General features: G+C 69.3%; 14 protein-coding genes and 1 pseudogene. 9 read left to right on the plus strand and 6 right to left on the minus strand.

The genetic code is table 11. The annotated features are described in order from the left end of the window. The first annotated feature begins 60 nt into the window (after positions 1-60). The 6 genes from ACTMVF_RS38640 to ACTMVF_RS38665 all read left to right on the plus strand — a co-directional run bounded on the left by ACTMVF_RS38640 (position 61) and on the right by ACTMVF_RS38665 (position 6,916). On the plus strand, positions 61-1,302 hold the full coding sequence (locus ACTMVF_RS38640) for a L,D-transpeptidase (protein WP_441275764.1): 1,242 nt from the start codon (positions 61-63) through the stop codon (positions 1,300-1,302). Between the two features lie 190 nt (positions 1,303-1,492). Beyond that, positions 1,493-2,743, plus strand: a complete 1,251-nt coding sequence (locus ACTMVF_RS38645) for a L,D-transpeptidase (RefSeq protein WP_441275765.1) — start codon at positions 1,493-1,495, stop codon at positions 2,741-2,743. Positions 2,744-2,934: 191 nt separating this feature from the next. Further along, the gene (locus ACTMVF_RS38650; RefSeq protein ID WP_128437360.1) at positions 2,935-3,702 is read left to right on the plus strand and encodes an enoyl-CoA hydratase/isomerase family protein; all 768 of its coding nucleotides are present in this window, start codon (positions 2,935-2,937) and stop codon (positions 3,700-3,702) included. A 326-nt stretch (positions 3,703-4,028) separates the two neighbouring features. Then, the gene (locus ACTMVF_RS38655) at positions 4,029-4,532 is read left to right on the plus strand and encodes an ATP-binding protein (protein WP_441275766.1); all 504 of its coding nucleotides are present in this window, start codon (positions 4,029-4,031) and stop codon (positions 4,530-4,532) included. 472 nt (positions 4,533-5,004) lie between these two features. Continuing rightward, positions 5,005-6,192: a YncE family protein gene (locus ACTMVF_RS38660; protein WP_441275767.1), complete on the plus strand. Its 1,188-nt coding sequence runs from the start codon at positions 5,005-5,007 to the stop codon at positions 6,190-6,192. Positions 6,193-6,283: 91 nt separating this feature from the next. Then, on the plus strand, positions 6,284-6,916 hold the full coding sequence (locus tag ACTMVF_RS38665) for an ADP-ribosyltransferase (protein WP_441275768.1): 633 nt from the start codon (positions 6,284-6,286) through the stop codon (positions 6,914-6,916). On the opposite strand, the gene ACTMVF_RS38670 is transcribed toward ACTMVF_RS38665, so the two are convergent. Beyond that, positions 6,898-7,557, minus strand: coding sequence for a GNAT family N-acetyltransferase (locus tag ACTMVF_RS38670; protein ID WP_441275769.1), 660 nt, complete (start codon positions 7,555-7,557; stop codon positions 6,898-6,900). The genes ACTMVF_RS38665 and ACTMVF_RS38670 overlap by 19 nt on opposite strands. Positions 7,558-7,615: 58 nt before the next feature. On the opposite strand from ACTMVF_RS38670, the gene ACTMVF_RS38675 reads away from it, so the two are divergent. Both ACTMVF_RS38675 and ACTMVF_RS38680 read left to right on the plus strand, forming a co-directional pair. Next, positions 7,616-8,530 (plus strand): helix-turn-helix domain-containing protein, encoded by a 915-nt coding sequence (locus ACTMVF_RS38675; protein ID WP_441275770.1) that lies wholly within the window; start codon positions 7,616-7,618, stop codon positions 8,528-8,530. A 69-nt stretch (positions 8,531-8,599) separates the two neighbouring features. Next, a complete protein-coding gene (locus ACTMVF_RS38680) occupies positions 8,600-8,818 on the plus strand; it encodes an EF-hand domain-containing protein (RefSeq protein WP_441275771.1) in 219 nt (72 codons plus the stop codon). Positions 8,819-8,871: 53 nt separating this feature from the next. Here the strand turns inward: ACTMVF_RS38680 and ACTMVF_RS38685 are convergent, their stop codons facing one another. Continuing rightward, the gene (locus ACTMVF_RS38685) at positions 8,872-9,795 is read right to left on the minus strand and encodes an AraC family transcriptional regulator (RefSeq protein WP_441275772.1); all 924 of its coding nucleotides are present in this window, start codon (positions 9,793-9,795) and stop codon (positions 8,872-8,874) included. A gap of 101 nt (positions 9,796-9,896) precedes the next feature. On the opposite strand from ACTMVF_RS38685, the gene ACTMVF_RS38690 reads away from it, so the two are divergent. Next, positions 9,897-10,904 carry a zinc-dependent alcohol dehydrogenase family protein gene (locus tag ACTMVF_RS38690; protein WP_441275773.1) on the plus strand — a complete coding sequence of 336 codons (1,008 nt, stop codon included), beginning with the start codon at positions 9,897-9,899 and terminating at the stop codon, positions 10,902-10,904. Between the two features lie 115 nt (positions 10,905-11,019). Here the strand turns inward: ACTMVF_RS38690 and ACTMVF_RS38695 are convergent. From ACTMVF_RS38695 to ACTMVF_RS38710, 4 genes and pseudogenes are all read right to left on the minus strand, one after another. Then, a pseudogene (locus tag ACTMVF_RS38695) lies at positions 11,020-11,127 on the minus strand (MOSC domain-containing protein); the annotation flags it as partial. Further along, positions 11,094-14,720: a HEAT repeat domain-containing protein gene (locus ACTMVF_RS38700; protein WP_441275774.1), complete on the minus strand. Its 3,627-nt coding sequence runs from the start codon at positions 14,718-14,720 to the stop codon at positions 11,094-11,096. The gene ACTMVF_RS38700 and the pseudogene ACTMVF_RS38695, both read right to left, overlap by 34 nt. 61 nt (positions 14,721-14,781) lie before the next feature. Further along, positions 14,782-15,165, minus strand: coding sequence for a toll/interleukin-1 receptor domain-containing protein (locus ACTMVF_RS38705; RefSeq protein WP_441275775.1), 384 nt, complete (start codon positions 15,163-15,165; stop codon positions 14,782-14,784). A gap of 130 nt (positions 15,166-15,295) precedes the next feature. Next, positions 15,296-15,853, minus strand: a complete 558-nt coding sequence (locus tag ACTMVF_RS38710) for a glycoside hydrolase family 25 protein (RefSeq protein WP_441275776.1) — start codon at positions 15,851-15,853, stop codon at positions 15,296-15,298. Positions 15,854-16,023: the final 170 nt, after the last annotated feature.

Here is a 16,023-nt window from a genome sequence, read left to right on the forward strand (position 1 = left end):
TGCCCACCGGGTGGCTCGCACTCACGTTTCCCCAGGGCCGCCCCGATCGTTGGGGTCTTCGTGAGGCACGTACAAGGGCGCGCGCGGCGCGCGGGGGCCGTGTTGGCCGCCGTACTGACATGGGCCGGCCTGCTGGCCGGGGTGGCCGGCTGCACTGCGGACGGCGGCGGCGGCGACCAGATGCTGGGCAAACCGCCGGCGCCCGAGGACGTCATCCGGGTCACGCCCGACGACCGCAGCAAGGGCGTACGCCCCGACGACAGGCTGCTCGTCCGGGTGGCCGGCGGGCGCCTGGAGTCGGTCGAGGTCGTCAAGTCCCAGGACGCCCAGGAGTCCCCGGTGCCCGGGCACATCTCCGAGGACGGCCGGCGCTGGGAGCCCGAGGACCCCGGACTTGCGCTGGCCGCCAAGTACACGATCGACGCGGTGGCCGTCGACGGCCAGGGGCGTCGCAGCGCACGGCACACGACCTTTACCACGTACGTCCCCGAAGAGCGGTTCATCGGATACGTCACCCCGGAGAACCGCTCCACCGTCGGCACCGGAATGATCGTCTCCCTGGAGTTCAACCGGGAGATCGAGAACCGGGCCGCCGTCGAGCGCGCCGTGCAGGTGACCGCCGAGCCGGCCGTGGACATCCGCCCGCACTGGTTCGGCAGGGCCCGCCTCGACTTCCGCCCCGAGCACTACTGGAAGCCCGGCACCCAGGTCACCGTCGCGCTGCGCCTGCGGGACGTCGAGGGTGCGCCCGGCGTGTACGGGCTGCAGTACAAGACGTTCTCCTTCACCGTCGGCCGCCACCAGGTCTCCCTGGTCGACGCGGCCCGGCACACCATGGAGGTACGGCGCGACGGCGAACTGCTCACCACCGTGCCGATCACGGCCGGCGCACCCAAGAACACCACGTACAACGGCAAGATGGTGGTCACCGAGATGCTCGAGCTGACCCGGATGAACGGCGCCACGGTCGGCTTCAAGAAGGCCAACGGCAAGAGCGAGTACGACATCCCGGACGTCCCGCACGCCATGCGGCTCACCGACTCCGGCACCTTCCTGCACGGCAACTACTGGGCGGACGCCTCGGTCTTCGGACGGAGCAATGTCAGCCACGGGTGCGTGGGGCTCAGGGACGTCAAGGGCGGCGGCTCCGAGACGCCCGCGGGCTGGTTCTTCGACCGCAGCCTGATCGGTGACGTCGTCGAGGTCGTCCGCAGCAACGACAAAAAGGTCGCTCCCGACAATGGGCTCGGAGGATGGAATATGGGCTGGAAGGAGTGGAAGGCGGGGAGTGCGGTGAAGTAATAGGACAGGGGGGTGAGTTGCTCGACCAACCGGCTATCTGCCGATGTTGGAACGGAACGGTGACAAACGCGCGGCGTCGACGCCCTGGCCTTGTGGTTAATATGCGCCGGTGCGCGCGATCAGCCGCGCGGGGGAGCGGGTTTGGCCAGGTCCGACAGGGCCTGGGGCCCGGGGGGAAGGGGAGAAGGACTTGAACGTGCGGCCGATATCGGGGGCGTCGGTTGACGCGGTGTACGCGGGCGGCAGGCGTCGGCGCAAGGGGATGGCGGCCCTGGCCGGAGTGATGCTGCTCGCCGTCACCGCATGTGGCGGGGGCGGGGGATCGGACTCGGGGGCCGGCGCCGGCAAGGGCAAGGACTCCGGCACGGCCGAGGCCAAGAAGTCCCAGGCCGTCGTCACCATAGCTCCGGGCGACGGCGCCAAGTCCGTCGACACCAGCGGTGCGCTGAAGGTGACCGCGGCCAAGGGCAAGCTCACGGACGTCGAGGTCAAGGACGCCAAGGGCAACGCGATCGACGGCAAGATATCCGGCGACGGCGCCACCTGGACGCCGTCCACGCACCTCGCCGCCGCCACGGCGTACACGGTGCACGCGGTCGCCAAGGACGCCGAGGGCCTGGAGGCGGCCGAGGAGGCCGACTTCACCACCCTGACCCCGAAGAACACCTTCCTCGGCACCTTCACGCCGGAGGACGGCTCCAAGGTCGGCGTCGGAATGCCGTTCTCCCTCCGCTTCACCCGGGGCATCACCAACCCCGAGGACGTCGAGAAGGCGATCACCATCAAGACCGAGCCGGCCGTCGAGGTCGCGGGCCACTGGTTCGGCAACGACCGCCTCGACTTCCGTCCCGAGAAGTACTGGAAGGAAGGCACCAAGGTCACCGTCGACCTCAACCTCGACGGCGTCGAGGGCCGCCCCGGCGTCTACGGCGAGCAGGACAAGAAGGTCTCGTTCACCATCGGCCGCAACCAGGTCTCGATCGTCGACGTGAAGACCAAGAAGATGAAGGTCACGCAGGACGGCAAGGTCATCAAGACCATCCCCGTCACCACCGGCAAGCCCGGGTACGACACCTGGAACGGCCAGATGGTCATGACCGAGAAGTTCGTCGAGACCCGCATGAACGGTGACACCGTCGGCTACGACGGCGAGTACGACATCGAGGACGTCCCGCACGCCACCCGCCTGACCGACTCCGGCACCTTCATCCATGGCAACTACTGGGGCGGCGGCGCCTTCGGCAACTACAACGCCAGCCACGGCTGCATCGGCCTGCGCGACGTCAAGGGCGCGTGGGACAAGGGCACCCCGGCCGCGTGGTTCTTCAACCACTCGATGATCGGCGACGTGGTGGTGGTGAAGAACTCCAACGACGCGACGGTCGCTCCCGAGAACGGCCTGAACGGCTGGAACATGTCGTGGGAGAAGTGGAAGGCGTAGGAAAGGCGTAGGAAAGGCGTAGGCCTACGGCGATCTGCGGCCCCGGAGCTGTGCCTGGATGTCAGGTACGGAACCGGGGCCGTCGCCGTTGGTCCCCGTGCTGTGTCTGTCTGGGGCAACCCCCAGACCCCCGGCCGAGTGTGATGGACCGCACCGGACCGGTTTCCGTTAGTCCCCGTTAACCTGCTGGCATGACCGTGAATCTCGAAGTCGCCGAAGGCGTCGGCACCCTCCGCCTCGACCGCCCGCCCATGAACGCGCTGGACGTCGCCACCCAGGACAGGCTCAAGGAACTCGCCGAGGAAGCGGGCCGTCGTGACGACGTACGGGCCGTGGTGATCTACGGCGGGGAGAAGGTGTTCGCGGCCGGCGCGGACATCAAGGAGATGCAGGCCATGGACCACACGGCGATGGTCCTGCGCGCGCGGGCCCTGCAGGAGTCGTTCACGGCGGTGGCCCGGATCCCCAAGCCGGTCGTGGCGGCCGTGACGGGCTACGCGCTCGGCGGCGGCTGCGAGTTGGCGCTGTGCGCGGACTACCGGATCGCCGGGGACAACGCCAAGCTGGGTCAGCCGGAGATCCTGCTCGGCCTGATCCCGGGCGCGGGCGGCACCCAGCGGCTGGCCCGCCTGATCGGCCCGTCGAAGGCGAAGGACCTGATCTTCACGGGCCGTATGGTGAAGGCCGACGAGGCGCGGGAGCTGGGCCTGGTGGACCGCGTGGTGGCGCCGGACCAGGTCTACGCCGAGGCACACGCCTGGGCGGCGAAGCTGGCGCAGGGCCCGGCGATTGCGCTCCGCGCGGCGAAGGAGTCGATCGACACGGGCTTGGAGACGGACATCGAGACAGGCCTCGCGGTGGAACGGGGCTGGTTCGCGGGGCTGTTCGCGACGGAGGACCGGGAGCGGGGGATGCGGAGCTTCGTGGAGGAGGGTCCGGGCAAGGCGAAGTTCCTCTGACGGCCGGCGGGAGCCGATAGGCGAGACCGGGCCCGGCAAAAGTCCGGCCCCGAAACTCCCCCGAATCACTTGCAATTGACGGGGTGTCTGATCCGGGTCCCTCGATGGAGCGGTTTATGGCAGCCTTAAGGCGACCTTAAGCGTGCCTTGTCGAGGGAGCCCGTCGATTGCCTGCAGTAGACCCTTCGCCGCAGGTCGGAGGGGCTGTGGGCGACGCCGAACTGCCACTGTCATATGCCAACGGAGTCCGCCGGAATGGGGGGTTCCGGGGGGCGTATTCCGCCGGAACGGCCCCGGACGGCCCTGTCGACGGCCATGATGGGGGCATGGCGGGGCTGGAGGGTATCGAACAGCCGCGGGGACACAGCCGTGCTGCCGCGGCGCGCTGGTCGCCGGCGGCCGAGGACGAAGCTGCCTCCAAGGTGTTGGAGCTGTTCGGCAATCCCACGGAGGCGGAGGTTCCGCTCCCGTCCCGCCCCGAGTCCGCGGCGACGGCGCGGCGACTGGCCCAGGTGGTGGTGCTGCGCCAGTGGGGCCTGACCCCGAAGATGACGGAGGACGTGGTCCTGCTCGTCTCCGAACTGGTCGGCAACGCCGTCCGCCACACCGGCGCTCGCGTCTTCGGCCTCCGCATGCGCCACCGCCGCGGCTGGATCCGTATCGAGGTCCGCGACCCTTCCCGCGGCCTGCCCTGCCTGATGCCGGTCCAGGAGATGGACATCAGCGGCCGGGGCCTGTTCCTGGTGGACAAACTCGCCGACCGCTGGGGCGTGGACCTGCTGCCACGCGGCAAGACAACGTGGTTCGAGATGAGGGTGGCGGACCGCTAGCCCGCGACTCTCGGCATGCCTGGCGTCCGAGGCCGACCCCCATCCGATCCTGAACCCCCACCCGCCCGCAGGGGCTTGGCTTCTCGGTGCGGTCTCCGCGCCCCTCGGCCGGTCTGGCGCCTGCCGCCGCCCCCCGCACCATCCCGAATCTCCGCCCGCCGGCAGGTGGCTTCGCTTCTCAGTGTGGTCCGCGTCTCTCGCCCCCCCACCCGCAGTGGCTGCCACTCCCGACGGTCACTTCCGACGCCGGCCCCAGCGGGGTCGAAGGGGCGGAGCCCCTTCAAGGATGGGACGGGTAGGGGCGGCGGGGGTGAGAACACCCAGGCGACGACGACCCGCACAGACCGCTTATCGAGTGAATCATGCGTTTTTAGACGTAATCCTCATTAAATGGTCGAGTGATCACTACCGACCGCCGCCCCGGCCACGCAGCCCCGGTCGCCGCCCTCCCGCCGTACTGGAAGAACTGCCGATGAACCTCCTCCACCGCATCCTCCTCGCCGGCACAGGCCTACTCGCGCTCGCCGCCTGCGGCACCGAGTCCGCCAAGGACAAGACCCGGCCCGCCCCGGACCCCCGCGGCGGCACCCAGGCCGCCATCCCCGCGCCACCGAAGAAGAAGCCCCTCGACGGCCTCCCCGGCATGCCCCCCGTCCTCGACCCGAAGGACGTCTACGCCGCCGACCGCCCGGGCAAGCTCTCCCCGGTCGTCAAGGACTTCCCGTCCCGCGTCTACGTCCCCAACACCGAGTCGGACACCGTCTCCGTCATCGACCCCAAGACGTACGAGATCATCGAGACGATCCCCGTAGGCCGCCAGCCCCAGCACGTCGTCCCGTCCTGGGACCTGAAGACCCTCTGGGTCAACAACAACCGCGGCCACACCCTCACCCCCATCGACCCGAAGACCGGCAAGGCGGGCAAGGAGGTCGAGGTCCACGACCCCTACAACCTCTACTTCACCCCCAACGGCAAGTACGCCGTCGTCATGGCCTCCCTCGACCGCGAACTCGTCTTCCGCGACCCCCACACCATGAAGCGGATCAAGACCGAGCCGGTCACCTGCTACGGCGTCAACCACGCCGACTTCTCCCTCGACGGCCGCTACTTCATCGTCTCCTGCGAGTTCAGCGGCGAGCTGCTGAAGGTCGACACGGAGAAGATGAAGGTCGTAGGCCAGCAGAAACTGCCCTTCGACGGAGCCATGCCGCAGGACGTGAAGGTCTCCCCGGACGGCAAGCGGTTCTACATCGCCGACATGATGGCCGACGGCATGTGGGTCCTGGACGGCGACAAGTTCACCGAGCCCACCCTCCTGCCCACCGGCAAGGGCTGCCACGGCCTCTACGTCAGCCGCGACTCGCGCGAGATGTACGTCTCCAACCGCGGCGAGGGCAGCGTCTCCGTCTTCGACTTCCCCAAGAACAAGCTCACCAAGAAGTGGCACCTCCCCGACGGCGGCAGCCCCGACATGGGCGGCGTCTCCGCCGACGGCAAGGTGCTGTGGCTGTCGGGCCGCTACGACTCCGAGGTGTACGCCATCGACACCCGCACCGGCGAGCAACTCGCCCGTATCCCCGTCGGCAGCGGCCCGCACGGCCTCGCCGTCTACCCGCAGCCGGGCCGCTACTCCCTCGGCCACACCGGCATCTTCCGCTAGCCGTAGTCCAGTTGACCTGCGGTCAGTGGACACGCCGCCGTACGGGTGACGTTCCACGCCCCGCCGCCACGGGCCCGGGATCGTGCTCCTCATGATCACAACTCGCCTGCGGCGGCGGGCCGCTGCCGCCGTCCTGTCCCTCTCGGCCGTCCTCGCGACGACGGCCGCCACGGCTCCCGAGACCGTCCTCGCCTCGGCTCGCACGACCGCCGTCAAGGCCGCCGCCCCCACCCCGGCCGCCTGCCCCGCCCAGTACGACGACAAGATCAAGGCCGCCGTCGACCGCCGCGTCGACGTCGACCGCATCACCCCCGAACCCGCGTGGCGCACCACCTGCGGCACGCTCTACCGGGCCGACGGCCGCGGCCCGAACATCGTCTTCGAGGAGGGCTTCAAGCCCAAGGACGTCGTGAACGGCCAGTACGACCTGGAGCAGTACGTCCTGGTCAACCAGCCCTCCCCGTACGTGTCCACGACCTACGACCACGACCTGTACAAGAACTGGTGGAAGTCGGGCTGGAACTACTACATCGACGCCCCAGGCGGCATCGACGTCAACAAGACCATCGGCGACACCCACAAATGGGCCGACCAGGTCGAGGTCGCCTTCCCCGGCGGGATCGCCCGGAAGTACATCATCGGCGTCTGCCCGGTGAACAAGACGACCAAGGTCGAGATCATGAGCGGCTGCCAGAGCAACCCGCACTACGAGGCCTGGCACTGACGCCCACGGGGCGGGTGCAGTAGTGCCTCCGCGCCCACCGGCCGGTAGCCGGCCGCCAGGAACGCCCGCATGCTGCGGGCGTTCCCCGGCGCGACCTGCGCCCACAGCGGCTCCGTGACCAGATGCCGGGCGGCGGTCACCAGCCGCCGCCCCAGCCCCCGGTGCCGTACGTTCTCGTCCACCTCGACCGAGACCTCCAGCCGCCCGGCGACCCCGCGCCCCATCACCAGCACGCCGCCCTCCGCTGCCCAGGCGCGCACGTCGTCGCGCCGCCGTCGGGCATGGGCGATCCGGGGGTGGTCGGCCTCCTCGATCTCCGTCAGCGCGAGCGGCGGCTCACCCGGCAGCGGGGCGCCGACAAGAACCGCGTCGATGGTCTCGGCCGTACGCCCCGTCCGCTCCATGAGGGCCGCCAGGAAGCGCGGGTTCATCGGCGCGGCCAGGGCGTCGCAGTCGACGTCGCGCAGTGCCGCGTACACCCACCCGGGATCCTCGTCGGTGAAGACGACGGAGTGCGCGGTGAAGGCGAGGACGCCCGCGTGCCGGGGGGAGGGCTGGGGGACCACCGTCGTACGGCCGTCCGCGGGCGGGAAGACACCCCGACCCGCCGCGTCGAGAACGTCCCGCAGGGTCTCCGCCACGACCGCCCCCGTCCCGCTCCTTGAGTCTCCACCCACTGGAAGGCCCACACTCGCAGACATGATCGAAGACGGCACCGGACTTCTCACCATCGGCGACCTGGCCCGGGCCACCGGACTGACCGTGCGGACGATCCGTTACTGGTCCGACGAGGGCGCCCTGCCCCCGGTGACCCGCTCCTCGGGCGGCTATCGCCTCTACGACGCCGAGTCCGTCGCCCGCCTGGAGCTGATCCGCACCCTGCGCGAACTGGGCCTGGGCCTGGACGACGTACGGAAGGTCGTCAGCGGTGAGAAGGACGTGGCGTCGGTCGCGGCCACGCATGTCGCCGCACTGGACGCGCAGATCAGGTCGCTGAAGGCGACCCGTGCGGTGCTGTCGACCGTGGCGCGACGCGGCTCGACCGCTGAGGAGATGACGTTGATGAACAAACTGGCGAGGCTGTCGGCCGCCGAACGGCGCCGGATCCTGGAGGAGTTCGTGGACGAGATGTTCCACGGACTGGACACGGCGGACCCGGCGATCCGCGAGCGGATGCGGACCATGACCGTGGACCTGCCGGACGAGCCGACGACCGAGCAGGTGGATGCCTGGGTGGAGCTGGCCGAGCTGCTGCGGGACCCGGAGTTCCGGGCGCACATGCGCACCGTGGCCGAGTTCAACGCGGCCGGCCGTGGGCCCGAGGCGCCCGCCGGGGCGTCGATGTGGTTCGCGCGGAAGCTGGTGCGGTCGGCGGCCGAGGCACGGCAGCACGGGGTCGCCCCCGAGTCGCCCGAGGCGGAGCGCATCCTGCGGGAGCTGCTCGGCGACGCGGACCCGGCCGACGTACTCGAACGCCTGAAGGCCGGCGCGAACGACAAGGTCGCCCGCTATCGCGAGCTGCTGGCCGTCGTGAAGGGCCAGGGAACCGCTTCGGCGCACCGCGCGGAGTTCACCTGGGTGGTCGCCGCACTGGAGGCGCGGGCGGGCAGTTAATCTGACCTGCGGCAGTGAGCCGGCACAACACGACAGACGCGAGTAGTACGCGAGTAAAGGGGCGGATCGGTGGGGCACATCGACATCGAGGAAGCACGCAAGCAGTTCGAGCGCATCGATGCGGACGGCGACGGCACCATCACCGCCGCCGAGTTCAAGTCCGCCCTGGCCCAGGGAGGCGACTGGAACGTCACCGAGGCGGTCGCCGAGGCGATCATCAAGAGCCGCGACCTGAACGGTGACAAGCTCCTGTCGTTCGACGAGTTCTGGTCCTTCCTGAACAAGTGACGTATGAAGGAGGGGGCCCGCTCGCCGCTGCCGTGGTGAGCGGGCCCCCTTCGTCACGCCGACCGTCTGCGGTACTGCCCCGGCGCCACCCCGTACTCCCGCTTGAAGGCCTTGGCGAAGGCGAACTCCGAGGCGTAGCCGGTGCGTTGGGCGACGGTCCGCAGGGGAGTGTCGTCCGCGCGCAGCAGCCGGCCCGCCGTCGTCATGCGCCACCAGGTCAGATACGTCAGCGGAGGCTCGCCCACCAGCGCCGCGAACCGCCGGGCGAAGGCCGCGCGGGAGAGGCCGGCGCGGGCGCCGAGTTCCTCGACCGTCCAGGGGTGGGCCGGGTCGCCGTGGATGCAGCGCAGGGCCGCCGCGATCGCCGGGTCGGCGAGGGCGGCCGCCCAGCCCGTGGGGTGCCCGCAGCCGTGCCGCTCGCGCAGCCACCAGGCGCGCAGGATGTACAGCAGCAGGGTGTCCAGGAGCGAGCCGACGATCGTGTCCGAGCCCGGCTGGGGCTCCTCCAGTTCCGCGCCCAGCAGTTCCACCGCCGTCCTCAGTGAGCGGTGGGCGCCGACGCGGGTGGGGAGGTGGACGACGTCCGGGAGTTCGGCGAGGAGCGGGTGCGCGCGGGAGCGGTCCAGCATGTACGCGCCGCACAGCAGGACCGTCAGCGGGCCTGAAGGGGCTGGGGCGGCGGGCGCTGCCTCGGGCCACGTGCCGTCGGGCGAAGGCCGTACCTCCTCCAGCGGTACGTCGAGCCCGCTGGCCAGCCCGTACTCCCGGCCCTGCGCCAGGAACACCACATCGCCGGGCCCCATCGCCACCGGCTCACCCGCCGCCGGGATCAGCCATGCCGACCCCTGCAGCACCACATGGAACCCCGTCCCGTCCGAGGCCGGGAAGCCCATCCCCCAGGGCGCGTACAGGTCCTGGCGGCCGGAGTGCGGGCGGCCGGTGCGCATGGCGGCGATGGCGTCGCTGAGTACGTCCATGTCCGCACGGTAGCCGGTGGACCGACAGGTGAGACGTACGGACAGGAAACCAAGACCGGCGGACATGGATCGTCTTGCGGGCCCCTCATAGCGTCGTCTGCATGCCAACCACCGCACGCACAGTGCTCTTTCACGAGATCGGCGGACCCGAGGTACTGACCGTCGAGGACGTGCCCGTCCCCGAACCGGGCCCCGGCCAAGTCGCCGTCCGTATCGAGGCGTTGGGCCTCAACCGCGCCGAAGCCCTCTTCCGCGCCGGGACCTACTACTACCAGCCCGCCCTCCCCGCCTCCCGCCTCGGCTACGAGGCCTCCGGAGTCGTCGAGGCGATCGGCGAGGGCGTCACCGAACTCGCCGTCGGCGACCCGGTGATGACCGGGCCCGGCATCGAGATGAGCGCACAGGGCGTGTACGCGGAGCGAGTCGTGCTCCCCGAGACCGCTGTCCTGCGGCGCCCTGCCTCGGTGGACGCGGTGACGGGGGCCGCGGCCTGGCTGACGTACACGACGGCGTACGGCGCCCTGCTGGAGACCGCGGGTCTCAGGCCCGGCGACCATGTCCTGATCACCGGCGCGTCCAGCGGTGTCGGCACGGCGGCGATCCAGGTCGCCCGGCGCATCGGGGCGATCCCGCTCGCGACGACTCGCACGGCGGCGAAACGCCAGCAACTGCTGGACCTGGGGGCCGCGGAAGTGATCGTCTCCGGTGAGGCGGACGGCGGCACGGAGACGGTCGCCAAGGAGACCAGGCGCCTCACCGACGGTCGTGGCGCCCAGGTCGTCTTCGACGCGATCGGCGGCCCCGCGTTCCGGCACCTCGGCGACGCGCTGGCCGAGGACGGATCCCTCGTCATCTACGGCTGGCTGGACCCGCGCCCCGCCGAAATCCCGCGGACCTGGCCCTTCACCATCCACACGTACGCCAACTTCAGCCTCACCACCACCCCCGCCGGCCGCCGCCGCTCCAGTGCCTTCCTCAACGCCGGCCTCGACGACGGCGGCTTCCGGCCGGCGATCGCCGAGGTCCTCGACGGCCTGGAGGCGATCCGTGACGCGCACCGCCTGATGGAGTCCAACACGCACACGGGCAAGATCGTCGTACGGCTCTGACGCATACCGGCGGGTCTACGTCACACGATCTCCAGGGGCCGGTGAGGCCCGTCCGGCAGCTCGACGCCGATCGGGTCCCCGGCCCGCACGGGTGGTGACGTTCTCACCGAGCTCTCAACTCCGCAGGGATGAGGTGCACCTGCCCCGGATTCGGCTGCGAGGGATCGTTCCGGATCCGGAACCGATGCTTCACGGTCGCACTCGAGTGCACATCACCCTCGACTCGACGAGAGCCTGGTCGGGGCCTGGCGGGAGCCAGGAGAGGACCAGGGGGTAGCGGTGCGCGAGCTCCTCGTAGCGGGCACGGACCTCGTCCACGGTGAGGCCCGTGGCATGGGTGCATGCCAGCAGGCTTCGCTCGGTCAGTTCTTCAGCGGGGTCGATACCCGGTGGCAGGTCGTCGCGGTCGTGGGACAGGAGCACTCGGTCGACCCAGTCCGGCTCACAGACGGCGAGAGACCAGAGAGCCTGCTCCCGCGTCGACGGCCGGCTGTCCTGCATGTCCTGGTGCAGCGCTCGACTCGCTTCGGTATCTCCCAACGCGGCGAGGGGGCCGAGTATCGACACCGTGTCCTCGTGTGCCGTGCCTCTACGCAGGTTCGCCAAGGGCTGCATCGCTCTTGGATCACCGAGCCGGGCCAAAGCCGTGACGACCGCCTGGCGCGGCCTGCCGTCCGCGGCGGTGAGGCCGGCCAGCAGAGGCTCCACCGCCCTGGTGTCACCGAGCTCACCCAGAGCCCTCACGACGGACATGCGAGGTTCGCCGTCCTGGTCGTAGAGCACAGCGAGCAGGGGCTCCACTGCTCGTTGGCCGCCGTGTCGCCCGAGGACCTCGATGACATCCTCGTCCGGACTGTGCCCGGAGTGCGCGAGTACCTCCAACAAGTGGTGCACTGTTTCCGAACCGCCGACCCGGCCCAGTCCTCTGATGACTCGTTGACGATGCTCGCCCTTCAGCTCGGGAAGTATGCCCAGAAGGGGTTCCTCGATCTGCCGGCTGTGCAGCCGCGCCAAGATCCTGACCGCGTCCAGGCGGACTCCTTCGTCCTCGTGATCGAGGAAAGGGAGCACCGGGTCGACATCGTTGCGGAAAATGGCCGCATAGCTGAATCCGAGCTGTTGGCGGCTGCGAGGCTCGTCGTGGTCGAACCATGTCATCACCTTGGCGGCGAGCCCCGGGTGCCGTTGTCCCACTTCGGGGTCGAAGGACCACAGCAAGAAGCGCACGGTGTCCAGGGGGAGGAAGCCGAGGGTATCCACGGCGTGTACCAGTGTGTCGACCTCCTCCGTCGTGGGCTGCCAAGGCCCGTTGGAGTTGACCAGGGGGCTGTATGCGGTGAGCCAGCCGAGACCCAAGGCTGCTGCTGTTGCCTCGCACGGCCCGCGGGAGAGCATGGCGATGAGCCGCGACACCAGGTTGGGGACCAGCACGGCGTTGCCCGAGTACGCGACGTGTGTGAGAGCGAGAGCTGCCTCGATCGCGACCTCGGCCTGTGGGTCGGACAGCAGCGCGACACGGTCGCGTATCCAGTCCTCGAGTCCGGCCTGGTCCGTGGGCGCGGCCATACCCGCCACCATCGCGGCCACCCCGGCAAAGCGCCTGGAATCGCCGGTGGCCCGCAACCAGGTGCTCACGATGCGATGGCTGACAACGGCACCCCAAAGCGAGTTCGCGATCTCTTCGGCAGCCGCGTCGGCGACGCTCGCCGCGCTGGCTCTGTTGCCGTCCCCTCGCTTGAGGATGCCGATGAACCGGTCGATGATTTCCAGCGCCACCTCCTCACTGACGTTGGGCTCGTCCGAGAGGCAAGAGCACGCGAGCCCCGCCCGCGCCCTGGCAGTGGTGTCGGAGTCCTCGCCCGGCAGTGGGCGAACGACGGCGAGCAGCACGCTGTCCACGTCGTCGTCGTTGCATGACATCACGCACAGGCGGATGGCCTCACGCCACTGCTCGGCGACGACGATGTCGTCACCGAAGATCGGGGAACTCGCGGGCGACGTCTGGGCGGCGAGTGCGGCGACCCGGTCCGCCAGGGGCTTCCTCCGATCCCTTCCGGGGAACCTCCCTTCCACCAACGCGAGCCCGGCGAGATACTCCTGAAACGTCAAGTGACGGAACTCGAACACGGGCACCAGTCGGCCGCGGTGGCGCACATGTCCCGCTTCGGCGATGATTCCCGTTCTGCCTTCGAGGAGGCGCAGGAAGGCCCGCGCGGAGTGCTGCCGGGCCGCCCGGACCGTCGGGAACTCCCGCCGCATGCGTTCCAGCGTGTCGATGACCTCGTCCTCGCGCAGCTGCTGGACCCCGGCGTCACACATGGAGTAGGCCAGATACTGGAGTTGGGGGAGCGCTTCATAGCGGTCCAGCCGCTCGTCCACGTCACTGCGCCAGTTGAGCAGCACGTCCACCGCTTCCCGGTAGAGATCCGCCCGACGGCTCGGCAGCTTGCCGACCTTCTTCTTCACCAGTGCCATCGTCGTGAGCAGCATCGGGTTCCCGGTGAGGCGCTCGATGCGGTCCGTGCTGTGGATGTCACGTATGAGCTCCTCCGCCGCGATGTCCCGGCGGGCCGGGGACTCGGTCACCGTGCACCAGCGCCGTGCGAAGTCGTCCTTGTCCTCGGGAGTGAGATCGAGCACCGTGACGTGCTCGAACCCCCGGGTGATGCGCAACCCCATCTCCTTGTACCCCACGATCCTGGAGGTGACGATGATGGACGCATCGGGCTGGGCGACATGTATCTGCTCGATCTGCCGGCAGAACCGCGCCCGCAGAGCCGGGTTGGAGATCTCGTCCAGGCCGTCGATCAGCAGCAGCACGCGCCCGTCCCGTAACCCGGTCAGCAGGACGTCCGTAAGGTTCCCGGCCTCCTGCTCGGAGAACCCCGACTTGCGCAGATGGCGGCGGACGATCTCCTCCAGTGGTCCGATGCCCGCCTTCTCGTCCATGTCCCGGCACCTGATGAGCAGCGGCAGCCAGTCGGTGTCGGGCAGGGTTCCCACATCCGGCAGTTGACGCCAGTCCGGGTCCGACCTCAGGCGGAGCAGGTACGCCGTGGCGATCCACCGCAGCATGGTGCTCTTGCCGGCCCCCGGGTCCCCCAGGACCACGAGCCGCTTGGAGGTCCCGAGCCGCTCGCCGATGGAGGAACGAGTGCCGCGCTCGCCGTCGTCGCCGGAGGCCCCGCGGCGGGTTTCGATGCTCCCGAGCTTGTTGTTGAGGTCGTCAGGGTCGATCCCCGGGGGAATTTCGACGCGGACCCGGAGGGAGACGTAGAGGCTGCGGAGCAGCAGTTCCTTGGTGACCAGATCGCGGTCGCCGATGGGAAGGTTGGCGAGGTCCACGATGTCGTACGTCTTGAGGGCGATGTCCCGGTAGCGCTGTTCGAGGTCGTCCCGCCGGCGATGCGGCCCCGTCCCGCCCGTCGGGTAGTACACCGACAACGCCTCGATCAGGTCGGACATCGCCTTTCCCGGATCCTGCCAGTAGGGCGCTGCCTTGCTGTCGAGGGCGAGGAGGTCCAGGAAGGCGTCCTTCTCCATCTTCAGGGCGAAGATCCTGGCGTGGGAGTGTTTCCTGGCGGCGTTGACGAGGCGGTACGCCCATCCGGTCCCGGCGGCCGCCACCGTGCCGCAGATGACGACGGGGCTTCCCTGGGCGATCACCTTCGAGGCTTCCTCGGCCAGTGATTCACCGACGAGGATCGCGCCGTGGTGCACGACACCGTATCCGGCCCGCCGGATGGGTTCGGCGATCTGCTCGGCGAGGCTCTCGTCGCCCTCCGCGTGCGCCAGCAGGACTTGGACCACGCGCATTCCCCCGAGTTGGACGACTTGTACGGCTTCAGGGCTTCGGCGGGTCAGCCGATCGCCTCGGTCAGCGGATGGCCTTGATCAGCTGAGTTACTCCGAGATCCCAGTCCACCGACATATCCGCGTACTTGATGTCGGAGAGGATGGCGGGAGGCGAGCCACCGAACTTCACCGGCAGGATGTGTACGTCGCAGCCCTCGAGCTTGCGGTGCAGGGCGGACATCCACTCCCGTGACGTCCAGGGGCTCATGACGCCGCTCGTCGAGTAGCACAGGACCAGATAGGCGGCGCCCTCCAGCCCGGAGTTCATCCGCTCCACCACGGAATCGCCCAACTGGATGTTCCACTCGTCGAACCAGACATCGTGTCCGGCGGCGGAGATGTCCCGCGCGAGCCGGTCCGCCTGTGCCGCGTCGTCCTTACGGTGACTGATGAAGACGTTCGCCATGTTCGTTCCCATCACCTGGACGCGGCCGAAGGGCGCCTCGGCTCTGCCCGGGCGTCGGTCTTCCCATGCTACTTACCGCTTCGTCCGCACGTGACTCCTTCGCCTCAAGCACCCTGCCGGATATGGCGGTTCACGCGTTCTCGGCCCACTCCCGCAGCGCCGCCTTGCTGGCGAAGTCCGCGACGTTCTTGTCCAGCGGGTCGTCGGTGTACTGGTGGAAGCGCCACTTCGCCTTGATGCGCGGCTTGCCCGCCGCGACATAGTCGGCGATCCAGAGGCCGTCGCCGGCATACGACGTGGTGTCCACGTTGAGCCAATAATTCCGATTGCAGTAGAGGACGACCGGATTGTTCGGCCGCTTCTCCTTCACCTTCCGGATGAAGAGGTCCTTCTCCGCATTGCTCGCATGCGTCCCCTCGCTCGTCGTCTCCCAGTCGACGGCGAGGATGTCGCCCGCTCTCTCAGGGGCCTTGCTGACGAAGTACTCCGCCTGGGCCGAGAGGTTGCCGGGCCAGAGGAAGTGGTAGAAGCCGACGACCAGGCCGGCGTCGCGGGCGCGCTTGGTCTGGGCGGCGAGCTTGGGGTTGATGTAGGAGCGGCCCTCCGTCGCCTTGATGAAGACGAAGGAGATGCCGTCGGTGTTGTAGGTCGACGACTGGTATGCGCTTACGTCGATGCCGCGCAGCATGGGGGGACTCCCTGAAGTGCTGGTGGGGGACAGGGGTTGGATCTGGTGTATGCCCCACCGTGGCACGGCTGACGCGTCCCTTACATGGAACGGTCAACATTCGATGATGTTGACCGCCGGCCCGCCCCGCGCCGTCTCCTGGGCTTCAAGGACCCAGAGGGAGTCGGCGC

This window comes from Streptomyces sp. SD31 (assembly GCF_052068475.1).
Lineage (GTDB): Bacteria > Actinomycetota > Actinomycetes > Streptomycetales > Streptomycetaceae > Streptomyces.